This is a genomic window from Streptomyces sp. NBC_00503 (genome assembly GCF_036346895.1).
In the GTDB taxonomy this organism is placed as follows: Bacteria; Actinomycetota; Actinomycetes; order Streptomycetales; family Streptomycetaceae; genus Streptomyces.
This window is the reverse complement of record NZ_CP107855.1, coordinates 2,992,508-3,008,290: the sequence shown is the minus strand read 5'-3', so window position 1 is coordinate 3,008,290 and position 15,783 is coordinate 2,992,508. Positions and strand designations below refer to the sequence as shown.

12 protein-coding genes and 1 pseudogene are annotated in these 15,783 nt (G+C 71.9%); 12 read left to right on the top strand and 1 reads right to left on the bottom strand.

Annotated elements, in window-relative coordinates; genetic code table 11:
• Positions 1-161: 161 nt before the first annotated feature.
• On the top strand, positions 162-1,586 hold the full coding sequence (locus OG490_RS14060; RefSeq protein WP_330296626.1) for an NAD-dependent malic enzyme: 1,425 nt from the start codon (positions 162-164) through the stop codon (positions 1,584-1,586).
• 379 nt (positions 1,587-1,965) lie between these two features.
• Complete coding sequence (locus OG490_RS14055; RefSeq protein ID WP_007264399.1) at positions 1,966-2,247, top strand: HU family DNA-binding protein; 282 nt, start codon at positions 1,966-1,968, stop codon at positions 2,245-2,247.
• 204 nt (positions 2,248-2,451) lie between these two features.
• Here the strand turns inward: OG490_RS14055 and murA are convergent, their stop codons facing one another.
• The gene (gene murA / locus OG490_RS14050; protein WP_330296625.1) at positions 2,452-3,798 is read right to left on the bottom strand and encodes a UDP-N-acetylglucosamine 1-carboxyvinyltransferase; all 1,347 of its coding nucleotides are present in this window, start codon (positions 3,796-3,798) and stop codon (positions 2,452-2,454) included.
• A gap of 274 nt (positions 3,799-4,072) precedes the next feature.
• On the opposite strand from murA, the gene OG490_RS14045 reads away from it, so the two are divergent.
• From OG490_RS14045 to mycP, 10 genes and pseudogenes are all read left to right on the top strand, one after another.
• Positions 4,073-4,633, top strand: a complete 561-nt coding sequence (locus OG490_RS14045) for a YqgE/AlgH family protein (RefSeq protein ID WP_330296624.1) — start codon at positions 4,073-4,075, stop codon at positions 4,631-4,633.
• A gap of 28 nt (positions 4,634-4,661) precedes the next feature.
• Positions 4,662-4,946 (top strand): DUF3039 domain-containing protein, encoded by a 285-nt coding sequence (locus OG490_RS14040; protein ID WP_267758818.1) that lies wholly within the window; start codon positions 4,662-4,664, stop codon positions 4,944-4,946.
• Positions 4,947-5,127: 181 nt separating this feature from the next.
• Positions 5,128-6,768 (top strand): beta-N-acetylhexosaminidase, encoded by a 1,641-nt coding sequence (locus tag OG490_RS14035; protein WP_330296623.1) that lies wholly within the window; start codon positions 5,128-5,130, stop codon positions 6,766-6,768.
• 385 nt (positions 6,769-7,153) lie between these two features.
• Positions 7,154-7,996, top strand: a complete 843-nt coding sequence (locus tag OG490_RS14030; protein WP_443065952.1) for an FAD binding domain-containing protein — start codon at positions 7,154-7,156, stop codon at positions 7,994-7,996.
• Positions 7,993-9,060 carry a hypothetical protein gene (locus OG490_RS39185; RefSeq protein ID WP_443065810.1) on the top strand — a complete coding sequence of 356 codons (1,068 nt, stop codon included), beginning with the start codon at positions 7,993-7,995 and terminating at the stop codon, positions 9,058-9,060. The genes OG490_RS14030 and OG490_RS39185 overlap by 4 nt, the downstream gene beginning before the upstream one ends.
• 308 nt (positions 9,061-9,368) lie before the next feature.
• Positions 9,369-10,067, top strand: a pseudogene (locus OG490_RS39180) ((2Fe-2S)-binding protein); the annotation flags it as partial.
• Positions 10,064-12,439 (top strand): xanthine dehydrogenase family protein molybdopterin-binding subunit, encoded by a 2,376-nt coding sequence (locus OG490_RS14020; protein ID WP_443065809.1) that lies wholly within the window; start codon positions 10,064-10,066, stop codon positions 12,437-12,439. The pseudogene OG490_RS39180 and the gene OG490_RS14020, both read left to right, overlap by 4 nt.
• 176 nt (positions 12,440-12,615) lie before the next feature.
• Positions 12,616-13,083 (top strand): hypothetical protein, encoded by a 468-nt coding sequence (locus OG490_RS14015; protein WP_330296622.1) that lies wholly within the window; start codon positions 12,616-12,618, stop codon positions 13,081-13,083.
• Positions 13,083-14,543, top strand: a complete 1,461-nt coding sequence (locus tag OG490_RS14010; protein WP_330296621.1) for a hypothetical protein — start codon at positions 13,083-13,085, stop codon at positions 14,541-14,543. The genes OG490_RS14015 and OG490_RS14010 overlap by 1 nt, the downstream gene beginning before the upstream one ends.
• 132 nt (positions 14,544-14,675) lie before the next feature.
• Entirely contained in the window at positions 14,676-15,758 is a 1,083-nt protein-coding gene (gene mycP / locus OG490_RS14005; RefSeq protein ID WP_330296620.1) for a type VII secretion-associated serine protease mycosin, read from the top strand.
• The last annotated feature ends 25 nt before the right edge of the window (positions 15,759-15,783 follow it).

Here is a 15,783-nt window from a genome sequence, read left to right as displayed (position 1 = left end):
TATGGTGGAAGTGTCTTTCCGAAATTTGTAGCTGGTTACCTTGTACCGGCTGGTAGGTGGGACGATCGGACAACAGGTCCTGCCGCACCTGCCGTGTTCTGGGGGTGCGCCGTAGGACCCTGCGTGTACAGAAAAACCAGGGACAGAAGAGGAACACGGCAATGGCAACGGCGCCCAGCGTCTCGTACTCGATGACGGTCCGCCTGGAAGTGCCCGCGAGCGGAACCGCGGTCTCCCAGCTCACCACCGCCGTGGAGTCCTCCGGTGGCTCGGTCACCGGCCTCGATGTGACCGCCTCCGGCCACGAAAAGCTCCGCATCGACGTCACCATCGCCGCGACCTCCACGGCGCACGCGGACGAGATCGTCGGCAAGCTGCGGGGGATCGACGGGGTCACGCTCGGGAAGGTCTCCGACCGAACCTTCCTGATGCACCTCGGCGGCAAGATCGAGATGGCCTCCAAGCACCCCATCCGCAACCGCGACGACCTCTCGATGATCTACACCCCGGGCGTGGCCCGCGTGTGCATGGCGATCGCCGAGAACCCCGAGGACGCCCGCCGCCTGACCATCAAGCGCAACTCCGTCGCAGTCGTGACGGACGGCAGCGCCGTGCTGGGCCTGGGCAACATCGGCCCGATGGCCGCGCTGCCCGTCATGGAGGGCAAGGCGGCCCTCTTCAAGCGCTTCGCCGGCATCGACGCCTGGCCGATCTGCCTGGACACCCAGGACCCCGACGAGATCGTCGCGGTCGTCAAGGCCATCGCGCCGGGCTTCGCGGGCATCAACCTCGAGGACATCTCCGCGCCGCGCTGCTTCGAGATCGAGGCCCGCCTGCGCGAGGCCCTCGACATCCCCGTCTTCCACGACGACCAGCACGGCACCGCCATCGTTGTCCTGGCCGCCCTCACCAACGCGCTGCGCGTGGTGGGCAAGGCAGTTGGCGACGTCAAGGTGGTCATGTCGGGCGCCGGCGCGGCCGGTACCGCCATCCTCAAGCTGCTCCTCGCGGCGGGCGTCAAGAACGTCGTCAGCGCCGACATCCACGGCGTCGTGCACGCGGACCGCCCCGACCTCGTCGACGCGGCCGCGGACTCCCCGCTGCGCTGGATCGCCGACAACACCAACCCCGAGGGCTACACGGGCACCCTGAAGGAGGCCGTGGTCGGCGCCGACGTGTTCATCGGCGTCTCGGCCCCGAACGTACTGTCCGGCGACGACGTGGCCGCCATGGCCGAAGGTGCGATCGTGTTCGCGCTCGCGAACCCGGACCCCGAGGTGGACCCGGCGATCGCCCGCCAGACCGCCGCCGTCGTGGCCACCGGCCGCTCCGACTTCCCGAACCAGATCAACAACGTGCTGGTCTTCCCGGGCGTCTTCCGCGGCCTGCTCGACGCGCAGTCGCGAACGGTGAACACCGAGATGATGCTGGCCGCCGCGACCGCCCTGGCCGACGTGGTCGGCGAGGACGAGCTCAACGCCAACTACATCATCCCGTCGGTCTTCAACGACAAGGTCGCGGGCGCGGTCGCCGGAGCCGTCCGCAAGGCCGCCTCGGCCGCCGTGGCGGCCCCCGCGTCCGCCTGATCCCCGCCTCGGCCCGATATCCACCCCCGCCCGATCCCCGGCGCGTCGCGATCCCCGGCGCGTCGCGGGATGCGGGCCCGCCGGGCCGCCTCTAGGGTTGCGGGGATGCCCGCGTGGCCCGCGGTCGGCGTCCTGATGGCGTCCGGACACCATCCGGACGCCTTCTGGTGCCGACGGAGCGTCACCGCGGCGTGACTGTGGCGCTTTTCGTGTGACCCCGGCGGGTGCCGGATTGGCTTTCCCGCCGCTGGTGGGGGCAGGATGCGTAACCGGGCGAGAGGGTCTGACGTCAGACCCGGGTCCGGGGACTGTCCTAGGGCCCTGGCAGCATCGGCTTCGATCTCACGCCTCTAAGGCACGTTGAACACGGGAGTACAACATGAACCGCAGTGAGCTGGTGGCCGCTCTGTCCGAGCGCGCCGAGGTGACCCGCAAGGACGCCGACGCCGTTCTGGCCGCGCTCGCCGAGACCGTCGGCGAGATTGTCGCCAAGGGCGACGAGAAGGTCACCATCCCCGGCTTCCTGACCTTCGAGCGCACCCACCGTGCCGCTCGCACCGCGCGCAACCCGCAGACCGGCGACCCCATCCAGATCCCGGCCGGCTACAGCGTGAAGGTCTCCGCGGGCTCCAAGCTCAAGGAAGCCGCCAAGGGCAAGTAGTCCGCCCTTGTGCCGGGGGCCGCGGAGGCCCTCGGGACGGCAGGAGTACGTGAGTACTCCGAGAAGTACGGAGAGGCGGCCACCCGGCACCGGGTGGCCGCCTCTCTGCCGTCCCGCCGCGCCTCCCGGGTCCCTGAACGCCAGAACGCCCCCACAGGCCCTGTACGGGGCCTCTGGGGGCGTTCTGGGACGGTCTGTGTCGATCTACGGGACGAGGTCGCCGCCCGGCAGCTCGACCTTGGCGCCCAGCTCCACGAGCTTCTCCATGAAGTTCTCGTAGCCGCGGTTGATCAGGTCGATGCCGTGCACCCGCGAGGTGCCCTCGGCCGCGAGCGCCGCGATCAGGTACGAGAACCCGCCGCGCAGGTCGGGGATGACCAGGTCGGCGCCCTGGAGCTTGGTGGGCCCCGAGACGACCGCCGAGTGCAGGAAGTTGCGCTGGCCGAAGCGGCAGGCGCTGCCGCCCAGGCACTCCCGGTAGAGCTGGATGTGCGCGCCCATCTGGTTGAGCGCCGAGGTGAAGCCCAGACGGGACTCGTAGACCGTCTCGTGGACGATCGACAGGCCCGTGGCCTGGGTCAGCGCCACGACCAGCGGCTGCTGCCAGTCGGTCTGGAAACCGGGGTGGACGTCGGTCTCCAGCGCGATGGCGTTGAGCGGGCCGCCCGGGTGCCAGAAGCGGATGCCCTCGTCGTCGATCTCGAAGGCGCCGCCGACCCGGCGGAAGGTGTTCAGGAAGGTCATCATCGAACGCTGCTGCGCGCCGCGCACGTAGATGTTGCCGCCGGTGGCCAGCGCGGCGGACGCCCAGGAGGCGGCCTCCAGCCGGTCCGGGAGCGCCTTGTGGTTGTAGCCGCCCAGGCTGTCGACGCCGGTGATCCGGATGGTCCGGTCGGTGTCGACGGAGATGATCGCGCCCATCTTCTGCAGTACGCAGATGAGGTCCTCGATCTCCGGCTCCACGGCGGCGTTGCTGAGCTCGGTGACGCCCTCGGCCAGGACGGCCGTCAGCAGCACCTGCTCGGTCGAGCCGACCGAGGGGTAGGGCAGGCGGATCTTGCAGCCGCGCAGGCGCTGCGGGGCTTCCAGGTACTGGCCGCCTTCGCGCTTCTCGATGGTCGCGCCGAACTGGCGCAGCACGTCGAAGTGGAAGTCGATCGGCCGGCCGCCGATGTCGCAGCCGCCGAGGCCCGGGATGAAGGCGTGGCCCAGGCGGTGCAGCAGCGGGCCGCAGAACAGGATCGGGATGCGCGAAGAGCCCGCGTGGGCGTCGATGTCGGCCACGTTGGCGCTCTCGACGTACGTCGGGTCGAGCACCAGCTCGCCCGGCTCGTCGCCGGGGCGCACGGTGACGCCGTGCAGCTGGAGCAGCCCGCGCACGACGCGGACGTCACGGATGTCCGGGACGTTGCGCAGTCGGCTGGGTCCGCTGCCCAGCAGGGCCGCCACCATCGCCTTGGGTACGAGGTTCTTCGCGCCGCGGACACGGATCTCCCCCTCGAGCGGGGTTCCACCGTGAACAAGCAGTACATCGTCGCTGATGCCGGTCATGAATCTCGCGTTCCGGGAGGGATGGGCAGGGGGCCAGTGATAAAGGGTAAGGGGCAGCACCCCCCTGTTCGTAAGGCTGACGGGGCCGTAGGACTGTCATGAATTAGCCACAACACCCTGGGTGCCCGCCAGGTGGCGGAGCGTCTCCTTCCGTGCGGGGTCCTTTCGGGCCCTCCGTGCGCCCTCCCCGCTGCCGCCGTGCGCCCTGAGCTGCGTACGTTCCGAACGCGCCGTCCACTCCCCCTCGCGGGCGAATGTGCGAGACCATGGCGCCATGACCGAGGTGTCCTCCCTCACAGGGCGGTTGCTCGTGGCCACCCCCGCCCTCGCGGACCCGAATTTCGACCGCGCGGTCGTTCTGCTGCTCGACCACGACGAGCAGGGTTCGCTCGGCGTCGTCCTCAACCGGCCCACCCCGGTGGGTGTCGGCGACGTCCTGCTGCCCTGGGCCGGGCTGGCCGGCGCCCCCGGAGTGGTCTTCCAGGGCGGCCCGGTGGGGCTGGACTCCGCGCTGGGGGTCGCGGTCATCCCGGGGGAGGAGGGGCCGCTCGGGTGGCGCCGGGTGCACGGGGCGATCGGCCTGGTGGACCTGGAGGCTCCGCCGGAGCTGCTGGCGGCGGCGCTGGGGGGCTTGCGCATCTTCGCCGGATATTCGGGCTGGGGCCCGGGCCAGCTGGAAGCGGAACTGGGCGAAGGGGCCTGGTACGTCGTGGACTCGGAGCCCGGCGACGTCTCCTATCCGGATCCGGAACGGCTGTGGCGGGCCGTGCTGCGGCGCCAGCGCAGCGAGCTCGCGATGGTGGCCACCTACCCGGACGACCCGTCGCTGAACTGACCCTGCCCGGGATCGGTACCCTGGCTGCATGAGCACTCTTGAGCCCGATCGCGGGACTGGTACGGGGACCCTCGTAGAGCCGACGCCGCAGGTGTCCCACGGTGACGGAGACCACGAGCGCTTCGCCCACTACGTCCAGAAGGACAAGATCATGGAGAGCGCGCTCGGGGGCACCCCCGTCGTCGCGCTCTGCGGCAAGGTCTGGGTGCCGGGCCGGGACCCGAAGAAGTACCCGGTCTGCCCCATGTGCAAGGAGATCTACGAGTCCATGGGCCCCGGCGGGGACAAGGACAAGGGCGGCAAGGGCGAGTAGTCCGGCCCCCTCTTGGCGAGGCCTTCGCAAGGTCTTCGCAGGACCAAGGCCCTCGGGTGCGCTGTGGCGCGCCCGGGGGCCTTTGCCGTGCGCGGAGGGCGGGTTAGGGTCGCCGCGTAAGCGTCCTGTGCGTCCTGTGAAACGTGCGTTGCGCATGCTGCAACGGTGGAGGGTTGAGACCATGCCCGAGTTGATTCCGGAACCCCGGTACGCGCGGTTCGTGCCGGGCGCCGGTGTGCTGGAGCTCGCCGACCCGCTGCTCGCCGCCGGACCCGGTACCGAGGGCACGGCCCGCTGGCTGCGCCGGGAGCTCGGCGCGGCCACCGGCTGGGCGCTGCCGGCCGCGGGGGACCCGTCCGCCGACCGCACGATCGGGCTCGTGCTGCGCCCGGAGATCGCGCGGAGCCTGGGACCGGAGTCCTACGAACTCCACGTCGCGCCCGGGTTCGTACTCCTCGAGGGAGCCGACGAGGCGGGCCTCTTCTACGCGGCGCAGACGCTGCGTCAACTGCTCGGACCCGACGCCTACCGGCGGGCGCCGCTGCCGGGAGCGGTGTGGCGGCTGCCCGTCGGGGGCCTGATGGACGGCCCGCGCTTCGGCTGGCGCGGGATGATGCTCGACGTCGCGCGGCACTTCATGCCCAAGGACGGGGTGCTGCGCTACATCGACCTGCTCGCCGCGCACAAGCTCAACGTGCTGCACCTGCACCTGACGGACGACCAGGGCTGGCGGATCGAGATCAAGCGCTACCCGGAGCTCACCGGGGTCGGCGCGTGGCGGGCCCGCAGCCGCTGGGGCCACCGGGCCTCCCCGCTGTGGAACGAGACCCCGCACGGCGGCTTCTACACCCAGGACGACATCCGCGAGATCGTCGCCTACGCCGCCGAGCGGCACGTGCGGGTGGTCCCCGAGATCGACGTGCCCGGGCACTCGCAGGCGGCGATCGCCGCGTACCCGGAGCTGGGGAACACCGACGTGGTCGACACGGCCGCGCTGGAGGTGTGGGACGACTGGGGGATCAACGAGAACGTGCTCGCGCCCACCGAGGCCGTCCTGCGGTTCTACGAGGGGGTCTTCGAGGAGCTGCTGGAGCTGTTCCCGGCGGAGGTCTCGCCCTTCGTGCACGTGGGCGGCGACGAGTGCCCCAAGGCCCAGTGGAAGGCCTCCGCGGTCGCCCAGGAGCGGATCCGCGAGCTGGGGGTGGACGGGGAGGACGGGCTGCAGTCCTGGTTCATCCGGCACTTCGACGGCTGGCTCGCCGAGCGCGGCCGCCGGCTCATCGGATGGGACGAGATCCTGGAGGGCGGGCTGGCCCCCGGGGCGGCGGTGTCCTCCTGGCGCGGGTACGCGGGCGGGATCGCCGCGGCCGAGGCCGGGCACGACGTGGTGATGTGCCCCGAGCAGCAGGTGTACCTGGACCACCGTCAGGCGGGCGGCGAGGACGAGCCGATGCCGATCGGGTACGTACGGACATTGGAGGATGTGTACCGCTTCGAGCCGGTTCCGCCGAAGCTGTCCGAGGAGGCCGCTTCGCACGTGCTGGGCGCCCAGGCCAATGTGTGGACCGAGGTGATGGAGAACCAGGGCCGGGTCGACTACCAGGTGTTCCCGCGGCTGGCGGCCTTCGCCGAAGTGGTGTGGTCGCGGCTGCCCGAACCGGCCGAACGGGACTACGAGGGCTTCGAGGCGCGGATGGCCGCGCACTACCGGCGCCTGGACGTGCTCGGGGTCGACTACCGGGCGCCCGGCGGCCCGTTGCCCTGGCAGCGCCGGCCCGGGGTGCTCGGACGCCCGATCGAGGGAGCGCCCCCGAACGTGTGACGAGCCCCCCGTGCGGATGAGGCGGGGAGGTGGCGGAGCGGTGGCGGCACGGGGCCGGAGCGGGGCCGTTCGGGGGCCGTGCGGGGGGTGGGACGGGGTCCGCGCGGCGTCCGCGCAGGGTCGGGTACGGGGGGTGGCGAGGTGGTGGCCGACCCTCGCGTCCGGCGTTTCGGAAGATGTGCCAGAGTTGCCACCTCCCGGCGGTGAGCACGTACCGTACGGCGGACAGGCGTGAGCGCCGGGACCGGGACATCGGGAAGGGGCAGCTGGGTTGACCACGCACGCACCGCACGCACCGCAGGCACGGGATTCGTCCCAGGGCCCCCAGGACGACCCGCAGGCGGGCAACGCGTCGGGGAACGCGTCGCAGTCCGCGGCACAGTCAGTGACGCTGCCGACCTCGCTCGACGAGGCCGTGGCGGCGCTCGCCGCCATGCCCGCCGCCGTCCCCGTCGCGGGCGGCACCGACCTGATGGCCGCCGTCAACGCCGGGCAGCTGCGGCCCGCCGCCCTGGTGGGCCTCGGCCGCATCAACGAGATCCGCGGCTGGCAGTACCAGGACGGCCACGCGCTCCTGGGCGCCGGCCTCACGCACGCACGGATGGGGCGGCCCGACTTCGCCGCCCTGATCCCGGCCCTGGCGGCCGCCGCGCGCGCCGCCGGGCCCCCGCAGATCCGCAACGCCGGCACGCTGGGCGGCAACATCGCCACGGCCGCGCCCACGGGCGACACACTGCCCGTGCTGGCCGCCCTGGAAGCCGTACTCGTCATCGTCGGCCCGGGCGGTTCGCGCCGGGAGGTCCCGGTCTCCTACCTGCTGGCCGGCCGGGAGATGCTGCGCCCCGGAGAGCTGATCGGCTTCGTACGGGTGCCGTTGCTGCACGCGCCGCAGGTCTTCCTGAAGGCCACGGGACGTACGGGGCCGGGGCGCGCGGTGGCGTCCGTGGGGCTCGTGCTGGATCCCGCGCGCCGGGGAGTGCGCTGCGCGATCGGCGCGGTCGCCCCGATGCCGCTGCGGCCGCTGGAAGCCGAGCAGTGGGTGGCTTCTCTGATCGACTGGGACGGGGACCGCAGCCTGGCCCCCGAGGCACTGGACGCCTTCGGCGAGTACGTCGCCGCCGCGTGCGTGCCCGACCAGGGGGAACCCGTGGCTCCCGGAGTACTGCATTTGCGGCGGACGGTGGCCGTACTGGCACGGAGGGCCCTGGGGAGGGCGCTGAGCTCATGAGTGAGAACGAGAACACGGGTCCCGCGGGCCCCGCTTGGGGCTGGGAGCCGGTGCCGCACGGCGGCGAGTACGACTCCGAGGCGACGGCTTTCGTGAAGCTGCCGCAGGACATGCTGGACGCGCTCGGCACCGGGGAGCCCCTCGCGGCACCCGGGCACGGGTACGTGCCCCCGCCGATGATCGTGCCCCTGGGCACGGCCAGCACGGACCCTTCGGCCACGGGGACGTGGACGATTCCGGTGCAGTGGCCCGAGGCGGGCGCGGCGGTTCCGGCGGATTCGGGTGCTTCCGGTTCCGGTGGCGGCGGGGCTCCGGTGCGGGCGCCGATCCCGGCCTCGGTGCCGATCCCGGCGTCCGTGGCGGCGGCCTTCGCGGAGCCGCTCGCGGAGCCGTTCGCCGAGCCGTTCGCGGCGGAGCCCGCGGGTGAGGCGTATGCGGGCGAGGCGTATGCCGAGGCGCGGTCCGAGGAGCATTCCGGGACCTATCCCGCCGCGTACTCCGACGGGTATCCCGATGCGTATCCCGACGGGTATCCCGATGGGTATGCGCAGCCGTTCGCCGAGCCCGCCGGCGAGTCCTTCGCGGAGCCCGTCGCCGGGCCGTTCGCCGGGTCGTACGCCGGGGCCGACGCGGCCGGGGAGCGCTCCGGGCGCGAATCGGGGGAGACCGCCGAGTGGCGGTTCCCCGGGGCGGCCGCCTCCGATGTGTGGGTGCCCGGCGGTACGGGTGACACCGGAAGCTTCGGGCAGCTCGCGGCCTCGGCCGACTGGAGCCAGGCTCCCGCGACGCTGCCGGGCGGGGCGCCCGCGGGTACGTGGCGCAGCAGCCGGGTCCGGACGGCGGTCTGGGCTCGGGGGTGCTTCCGGGGGCTCCCGCCGCCGGTGGCGCGGCCGCGACCGCCGGGGGGCCGGTCGGCGGAACCCTCGGCCGGGGGCCCCGGGTGCTCGGGGGCCCGGGGGTCGGCAGCCCGCTCGCGGCGGGGTTCGCCGAACCGGAAGGGGAGCCGGTCCATCCGGCTCCGGACGACATCGAAGCCGCCCACGGCCCGGCGCGGATCCCGGTGACGGGCGAGCGGCCGCATCCGGGGGCGGCGGAGCCCGAGCCGGCGCCTGCGCAGGCGGGGCCGGACGAGGCCGTGCCGGCCCCGGGCGGAGCGGGGGCCGCGCCCGTCCCGGGTGAGGATGCCTCCGACCCGGCTGTGGCGGCGGGGTCTGGGGAACCGGGCGAAGGGACTCCGGGCGGGGAAGCGGCGTACGAAGAAGAAGCGGACTCCGACGGGGCGCAGGCCGCGGCCGTCGCCGGTGACGACACCGCCACCGGTACCGCCGTCGGGCACGGTGAGCAGGTCGGGCAGCACGCCCCCGTCGAGCACCACGAGCACCCGCCGGCCTCCTACGTGCTGCGCGTCAACGGCGCCGACCGGCCCGTGACCGGCGCGTGGATCGGCGAGTCCCTCCTCTACGTGCTGCGCGAGCGCCTCGGCCTCGCCGGCGCCAAGGACGGCTGCTCGCAGGGCGAGTGCGGCGCGTGCGCCGTGCAGGTCGACGGCCGGCTCGTCGCCTCCTGCCTCGTACCGGCGGCCACGGCGGCCGGCAGTGAGGTCCGTACGGTCGAAGGTCTCGCGACGGGCGGGGAACTGTCGGACGTGCAAGAGGCGTTGTGCAGGTCGGGTGCGGTGCAGTGCGGGTTCTGCGTGCCCGGCATGGCCATGACCATCCACGACCTGCTGGAGGGCAACCACGCCCCCAGCGAGCTGGAGACCCGCCAGGCCCTGTGCGGCAACCTCTGCCGCTGCTCGGGCTACGCGGGCGTCATCGAGGCGGTGCGCGAGGTCGCCGCCGAGCGCGAAGCGGCGTCCGAAGCGGCCGCCGCGGCCTCGGCCGAGGCCCGCATCCCGCACCAGGCCCCGCCCGGCGAGGGCGGCATCCACGGGATGCAGGGCACGTACGACGGCTCGCGGGACGGCACGTACGACGGCACGTACGACGGCTCGCGGGACGCCACCTACGACGGCTCGCGCGACGGCATGACCGACGGCTCGCACGGCGACCAGCAGGGAGGCACGGCGTGAGCGCGCACGACGCGGCGACGGTACCGACGGGCCCGGCAGGCCTGACGGGCACCGCGGGTCCGGCCGGCTCCACGGCCCTCTCCGAGGGCTCGGACCGGGCGGAGGGTGCCGAGCGGGACGTCCCGCGCGGCATCGGCGCCTCCGTCCCGGCCACCGACACCCGGGCCAAGACCGAGGGCACCTTCCCCTACGCCGCCGACCTGTGGGCCGAGGGCCTCCTGTGGGCCGCCGTGCTGCGCTCCCCGCACGCCCACGCCCGCATCCTCTCCATCGACACCTCCGCCGCCGCCGAAATGCCCGGCGTGCGCGCCGTCGTCACCCACGCCGACGTCCCCGGCGCCACCACCCACGGCCGCCGGATCGCCGACCGGCCGGTGTTCGCGCACGACGTGGTCCGCCACCACGGCGAACCCATCGCCGCCGTCGCCGCCGACCACCCGGACACCGCGCGCCTCGCCGCCGCCGCGATCGCCGTCGAGTACGAGCTCCTCGACCCGGTCACCGACCCCGAACAGGCCTTCGGCGCCCCCGCCCTGCACCCCGACGGCAACCTGATCCGGCACATCCCGCTGCGCTACGGGGACCCCGACGCCACCGGCGAGGTCGTCGTCGAGGGCCTCTACCGCATCGGCCGCCAGGACCCCGCCCCCATCGGCGCCGAGGCCGGGCTGGCCGTGCCGCGGCCCGACGGCGGCGTGGAGATCTACACCGCCTCCACCGACCCGCACACCGACCGCGACCTGGCCGCCGCCTGCTTCGGGCTCGACCCCGACCGGGTACGGGTCGTGGTCACCGGGGTGCCCGGCGCCATGGCCGACCGCGAGGACGCCGCCTTCCAGCTCCCGCTCGGCCTCCTCGCCCTGCGCACCGGCTGCCCGGTCAAACTCGTAGCCACCCGCGAGGAGTCCTTCCTCGGCCACACCCACCGCCACCCGACCCTGCTGCGCTACCGCCACCACGCGGACGCGGAAGGCCGCCTGGTCAAGGTCGAGGCCCAGATCCTGATGGACGCGGGCGCCTACGCCGACGCCTCCTCGGAATCCCTCGCCGCCGCCGTGGCCTTCGCCTGCGGCCCGTACGTGGTCCCGCACGCCTTCGTCGAAGGCTGGGCCGTCCGCACGAACAACCCCCCCTCCGGCCACGTGCGCGGCGAAGGCGCCATGCAGGTCTGCGCGGCCTACGAGGGCCAGATGGACAAGCTCGCGGCCGCCCTCGGCATCGACGGCGCCGAACTGCGCCTGCGCAACGTCCTGGCCACCGGCGACCTCCTGCCCACCGGCCAGACGGTGACCTGCCCGGCCCCGGTCGCGGAACTCCTGCGCGCGGTCCGCGACTACGAACTCCCCGCGCTCCCGAAGGACGCGCCGGAGGAGGACTGGCTGCTCCCGGGCGGCCTGGAAGGCGCCGGCGAACCGGGCGCGGTGCGGCGCGGCGTCGGGTACGGGGTCGGCATGGTCCACATGCTCGGCGCGGAAGGCACCGACGAGGTGTCGACGGCCACGGTCAAGGTGGTGGGCGGCACGGCGACGGTCATCTGCGCGGCGGTCGACACCGGCCAGGGCTTCTCCACCCTCGCCCGCCAGATCGTCCAGGAGACCCTGGGCGTGGACGAGGTCGTCGTGGCCCCGGTCGACACCGACCAGCCGCCGGCGGGCCCCTCGGCACACGGCCGCCACACGTGGGTCTCGGGCGGCGCTGTCGAACGGGCCGCGAAGATGGTCCGCACCCAACTCCTCCAGCCGATGGCCCACAAGCTCGGCATGTCCACCGAACTCCTCCAGATCGCGGATGGCCGGATCACGTCGTACGACGGTGCGTTCTCCACGACGGTCGCGGAAGCCATAGACGGCAAGGAACTCTGGGCAACGGCCCAGTGCCGCCCCCACCCCACGGAGCCCCTGGACGCGGACGGCCAGGGCGACGCCTTCGTCGGCCTCGCCTTCTGCGCGATCCGCGCGGTGGTCGACGTGGACATCGAACTGGGCTCGATCCGTGTCGTCGAACTGGCCGTGGCCCAGGACGTGGGCCGCATCCTCAACCCCCGTCAACTGCAGGCCCGTATCGAAGCGGGCGTAATCCAGGGCGTGGGCGCGTCCCTAACGGAAAACCTCCGCACCGCGTCCGGCCTCATCCGCCACCCCGACCTGACGGGCTACGCCCTCCCCACGTCCCTGGACGCCCCGACGGTCCGCATCGTCAAACTGGTCGAGGAACGCGACGTGGTGGCCCCCTTCGGCGCCAAACCGGCCAGCGCCGTCCCGGTGGTCACCTCCCCGGCCGCCATCGCCTCAGCAGTCCGCGCAGCCACGGGCCGCCCGGTCAACAGGCTCCCGATCCGGCCATCGGCAGCGGTGGCGGCGCCCAACTCATGACCTTGTGACCCTGATTGCACCTGCAACCCGAAACTTGGGGGCTGTGGGTCGTTGTCGCTAGAGTGATTGGGGACACTGGCGACGTGCGTGTGCGAACGCGGGCGAACCTGGTGTGAACGGGGACGGGGAGCGGGGAGGCCACTGTGGCAGTGAACTATGGACCAGGCTTGTTGGGCGTGGACTTCGGCGTGGGCGTGGCCTCGCCGGCCACCCTGCAGGCGCTGCATATCGAGTACGAATCGCTTTCGGAGTACAAGAAGCGCGTAGACGGTCTGCTGTCGAAGCTGGACGAATCCCCCGCGAGCGACAAGAAGTTGGCGGACGGCACGCTTCCGGAAAACTCCCTCGGTGAGGGCTTCCCGGAGGCCAAACGCCTTTTCACGGCGTACACGAACGTCCACACGCAACTCTTGGCGCTGTCCAAGGGGCTGGCCGACCAGATCGAGGGACTGGGCATCGCGATCCAGACGGCGGGCAAGGGCTTCGGGGACGTGGACGAGGACACGAAGCGCCGGATGATCGCGATCAGTGAGCAGGCGAAGGCGAACTACGTCCCGGAACGGGACCCGCTGGCACCGCCGCCGCCGCATAGCTCGGCTTCGCAGGGGACTAGGCCTGCAAGTACTCACGGGGAGAGCTTCTGATGGCGACCGACTTTGAAGGCCACACTCATCAGCAGCTGCTGGCCATGATCGCCTCGGCGAACGCGGAGACCCTGAAGACGCGCGGCGCCCAGCTGGCGGACGCCGCCAAGGTCATCATGGAGATCGGCGAAGACCTCAAGGACTACCGGGTGACCGGCTGGGAGGGCGAATCGTTCACGGCCTTCCAGGACTGGGTCAGCCGCACGGGCAACGCGACGCTACACCTGAGCAAGTACAGCGCCGAGAGCGGCGAGCAGATGACGCTTGCCAGCCAGGTCGTCATCGAGGTCAAGGCCAACATGCCGGCCTACGACACTGCGGCGGCCGAGAACCTCAAGGCGGCCCGGGAGTTCCACAACGACCCGGACTCGCAGCAGATGGGGCAGCAGGCGAACTCCAAGCTCAACGGTGACCACCAGCAGGCGGTCCAGCAGATGACGAAGCTGGCGCAGAGGTACGAGGCCTCGGCAACCGGGATGGAGATGGCGGAGGTTCCGACGTTTCCGGAGCCGCCGGCGAGGTTTGTTCCGCAGAACGTCGGCACGGACAGTGATCGGGCACGATCTGAAGGCAGTTCCGGCGGCGCTACAGGAGCGCGGGGGTCTTCGTACGCGCCTCCGGGTCCGGGTGGCTCAACGTACGACTCCGGCTCGACGTCCGGACCGCAGCCGTCGCCGGGTGGCACGGTCCATACCTCGACGCCTGGCCCCACTTCGGTGCTCCCGGACCGCAACGTCGGCGTAGGCCTCGACACTGTCGGGACTCTGCCTGACAGGACTGTGCCCCCTACTACGGGACTGCCCGGCGGCGTGAGTCCGGTGGGACCGGGCGGCGGCAACACCGGTGTTGGCCCTGGCGGCTTCGTTCCGCCAGTGACGGTTCCGCCCATCGGCGGTATGTCGAAGCCGGGCGGCGGCTTCGTCCCCACGGTGCCCGGCCCCGGCGGGGTCGGCGGCAAGGTCGGAGGCGGAATCGCCGGTCTGCCCCCGCGGGACAGCGGCATCGTAGGCGGTCGGCCAGTGACGTCCGGTGGACCGAATTCGAGCATTCCTCGTGGCACGGTCATCGGCGGTGAAGGTGCCCAGGCAGCGGGCCGCGGTATGGGCGGCATGGGTGGCGGCATGGGCGCGGGTGGCGGTGGCGCGCACGGCGGTGCCGGCGGTTCCGTGGCCGGTCGTCGTCTTGCCATGGAACCGGGCGGTGTCGTCGGTGGGCGCCAGGCGGGTGCCGGTGGTCGCTCGGTTGCTGGTGGTCAGCCTTTCACCCAGGGTGGTTCGGGGCTGGTCCGCGGTGGATCGGGAGCCGGTCCGTCGGGTGGTCCGATGGGCCACGGTGGTGTGGGTGCTCATACTCCGGGCCGACGGGGTGACGGTCAGCGTGGCGAACGCCCTGACTATCTGGCCGAGGACGAAGAGACATGGCAGGGCGACCATAGTGTCGTTCCGCCGGTGATCGACTGAGTGGAGCAGACGTTGCACGGGATGCGTATGCGTAGGGCGACCGCGACCTTGGTGGGAATCCTGCTGGCCGGGGTCGCGTCTACCCCGGCCCATGCTGAGACCATTCGGTCTCAGCAATGGCATCTTACGTCGATGAAGGCTGATGAGATCTGGAAGACCAGCACAGGCAAAGGCGTCACAGTCGCGGTCATCGACAGCGGTGTGGATCGCATCCCCGAACTGGAGGGGCAGGTACTCCCCGGAAAGAACTTCGCCACGATGCTTGAAGGTGATGAGCGAACGGACGGGGAGAAGCACGGCACCACTATGGCGGCAATCATCGCTGGTAGTGGGAAACACCCCAGTGGGGACGGAGCGTTCGGACTTGCGCCAGGCGCCAAGATTCTTCCGATCCGTGCGCCAGGAAATCTCGATGTAAAGAACTCCATCTGGACTGCTGCGATTCGATACGCAGCAGATTCGGACGCGAAGATCATCAACATTTCCATGGCTTCGGGCGACGAGGATCCGGCACGCCTAGACGCGGTGAAGTATGCACTCTCCAAGGGGAAGTTGATCTTTGCCGGTGTAGGTAACACCGGAGATGGGTCGAACGGAGTCCTGTACCCGGCCGCGACGCCAGGTGTAGTGGGTGTTGGGGCCGTCGATAAGGACGGCAAGGTGACGGCGGAGTCGCAGCACGGCACCCAGGTGGATCTGTCCGCGCCTGGGATGGACATCGTCACAGCCTGCGGCGGCAAGACCGGCCTGTGCACGAGCCACGGCACGAGTGACGCGACTGCCATCGCCTCCGCATCTGCAGCGCTCATCTGGTCCGCCCACCCCGAGTGGACCAACAACCAGGTGCTCCGCGTCATGATGAACACGGCTGGCAAGCCCACAGACGGCGCCGCACGCAGTGACTTCGTGGGATACGGCATCGTCCGCCCCCGTATCGCCGTCGCCACCCCCGGCGACCCCGGTCCCGCGGACGTCTACCCCCTCCCCGACCTGGCGGCAGCCGGCGGCGGAACGGGAAGCAGTACCTCGCCCGCCCCCTCCGCAGACGGCAAGACGCCCCAGTCCGGAGGCGCCTCCACCCCCGCCCCCCAGGCGGCGGACGCGTCAAAGAACGACGACGGCGGCAGCCTCCCCTGGCTCGCCCTGGGCCTCGGTGCCTGCGTGCTCATCGGTGGCGCCGTCACCGCGGTCGTCATACGCCGCCGGAACGGCTGATCCGGGTACCGCGCGCAGAACACAC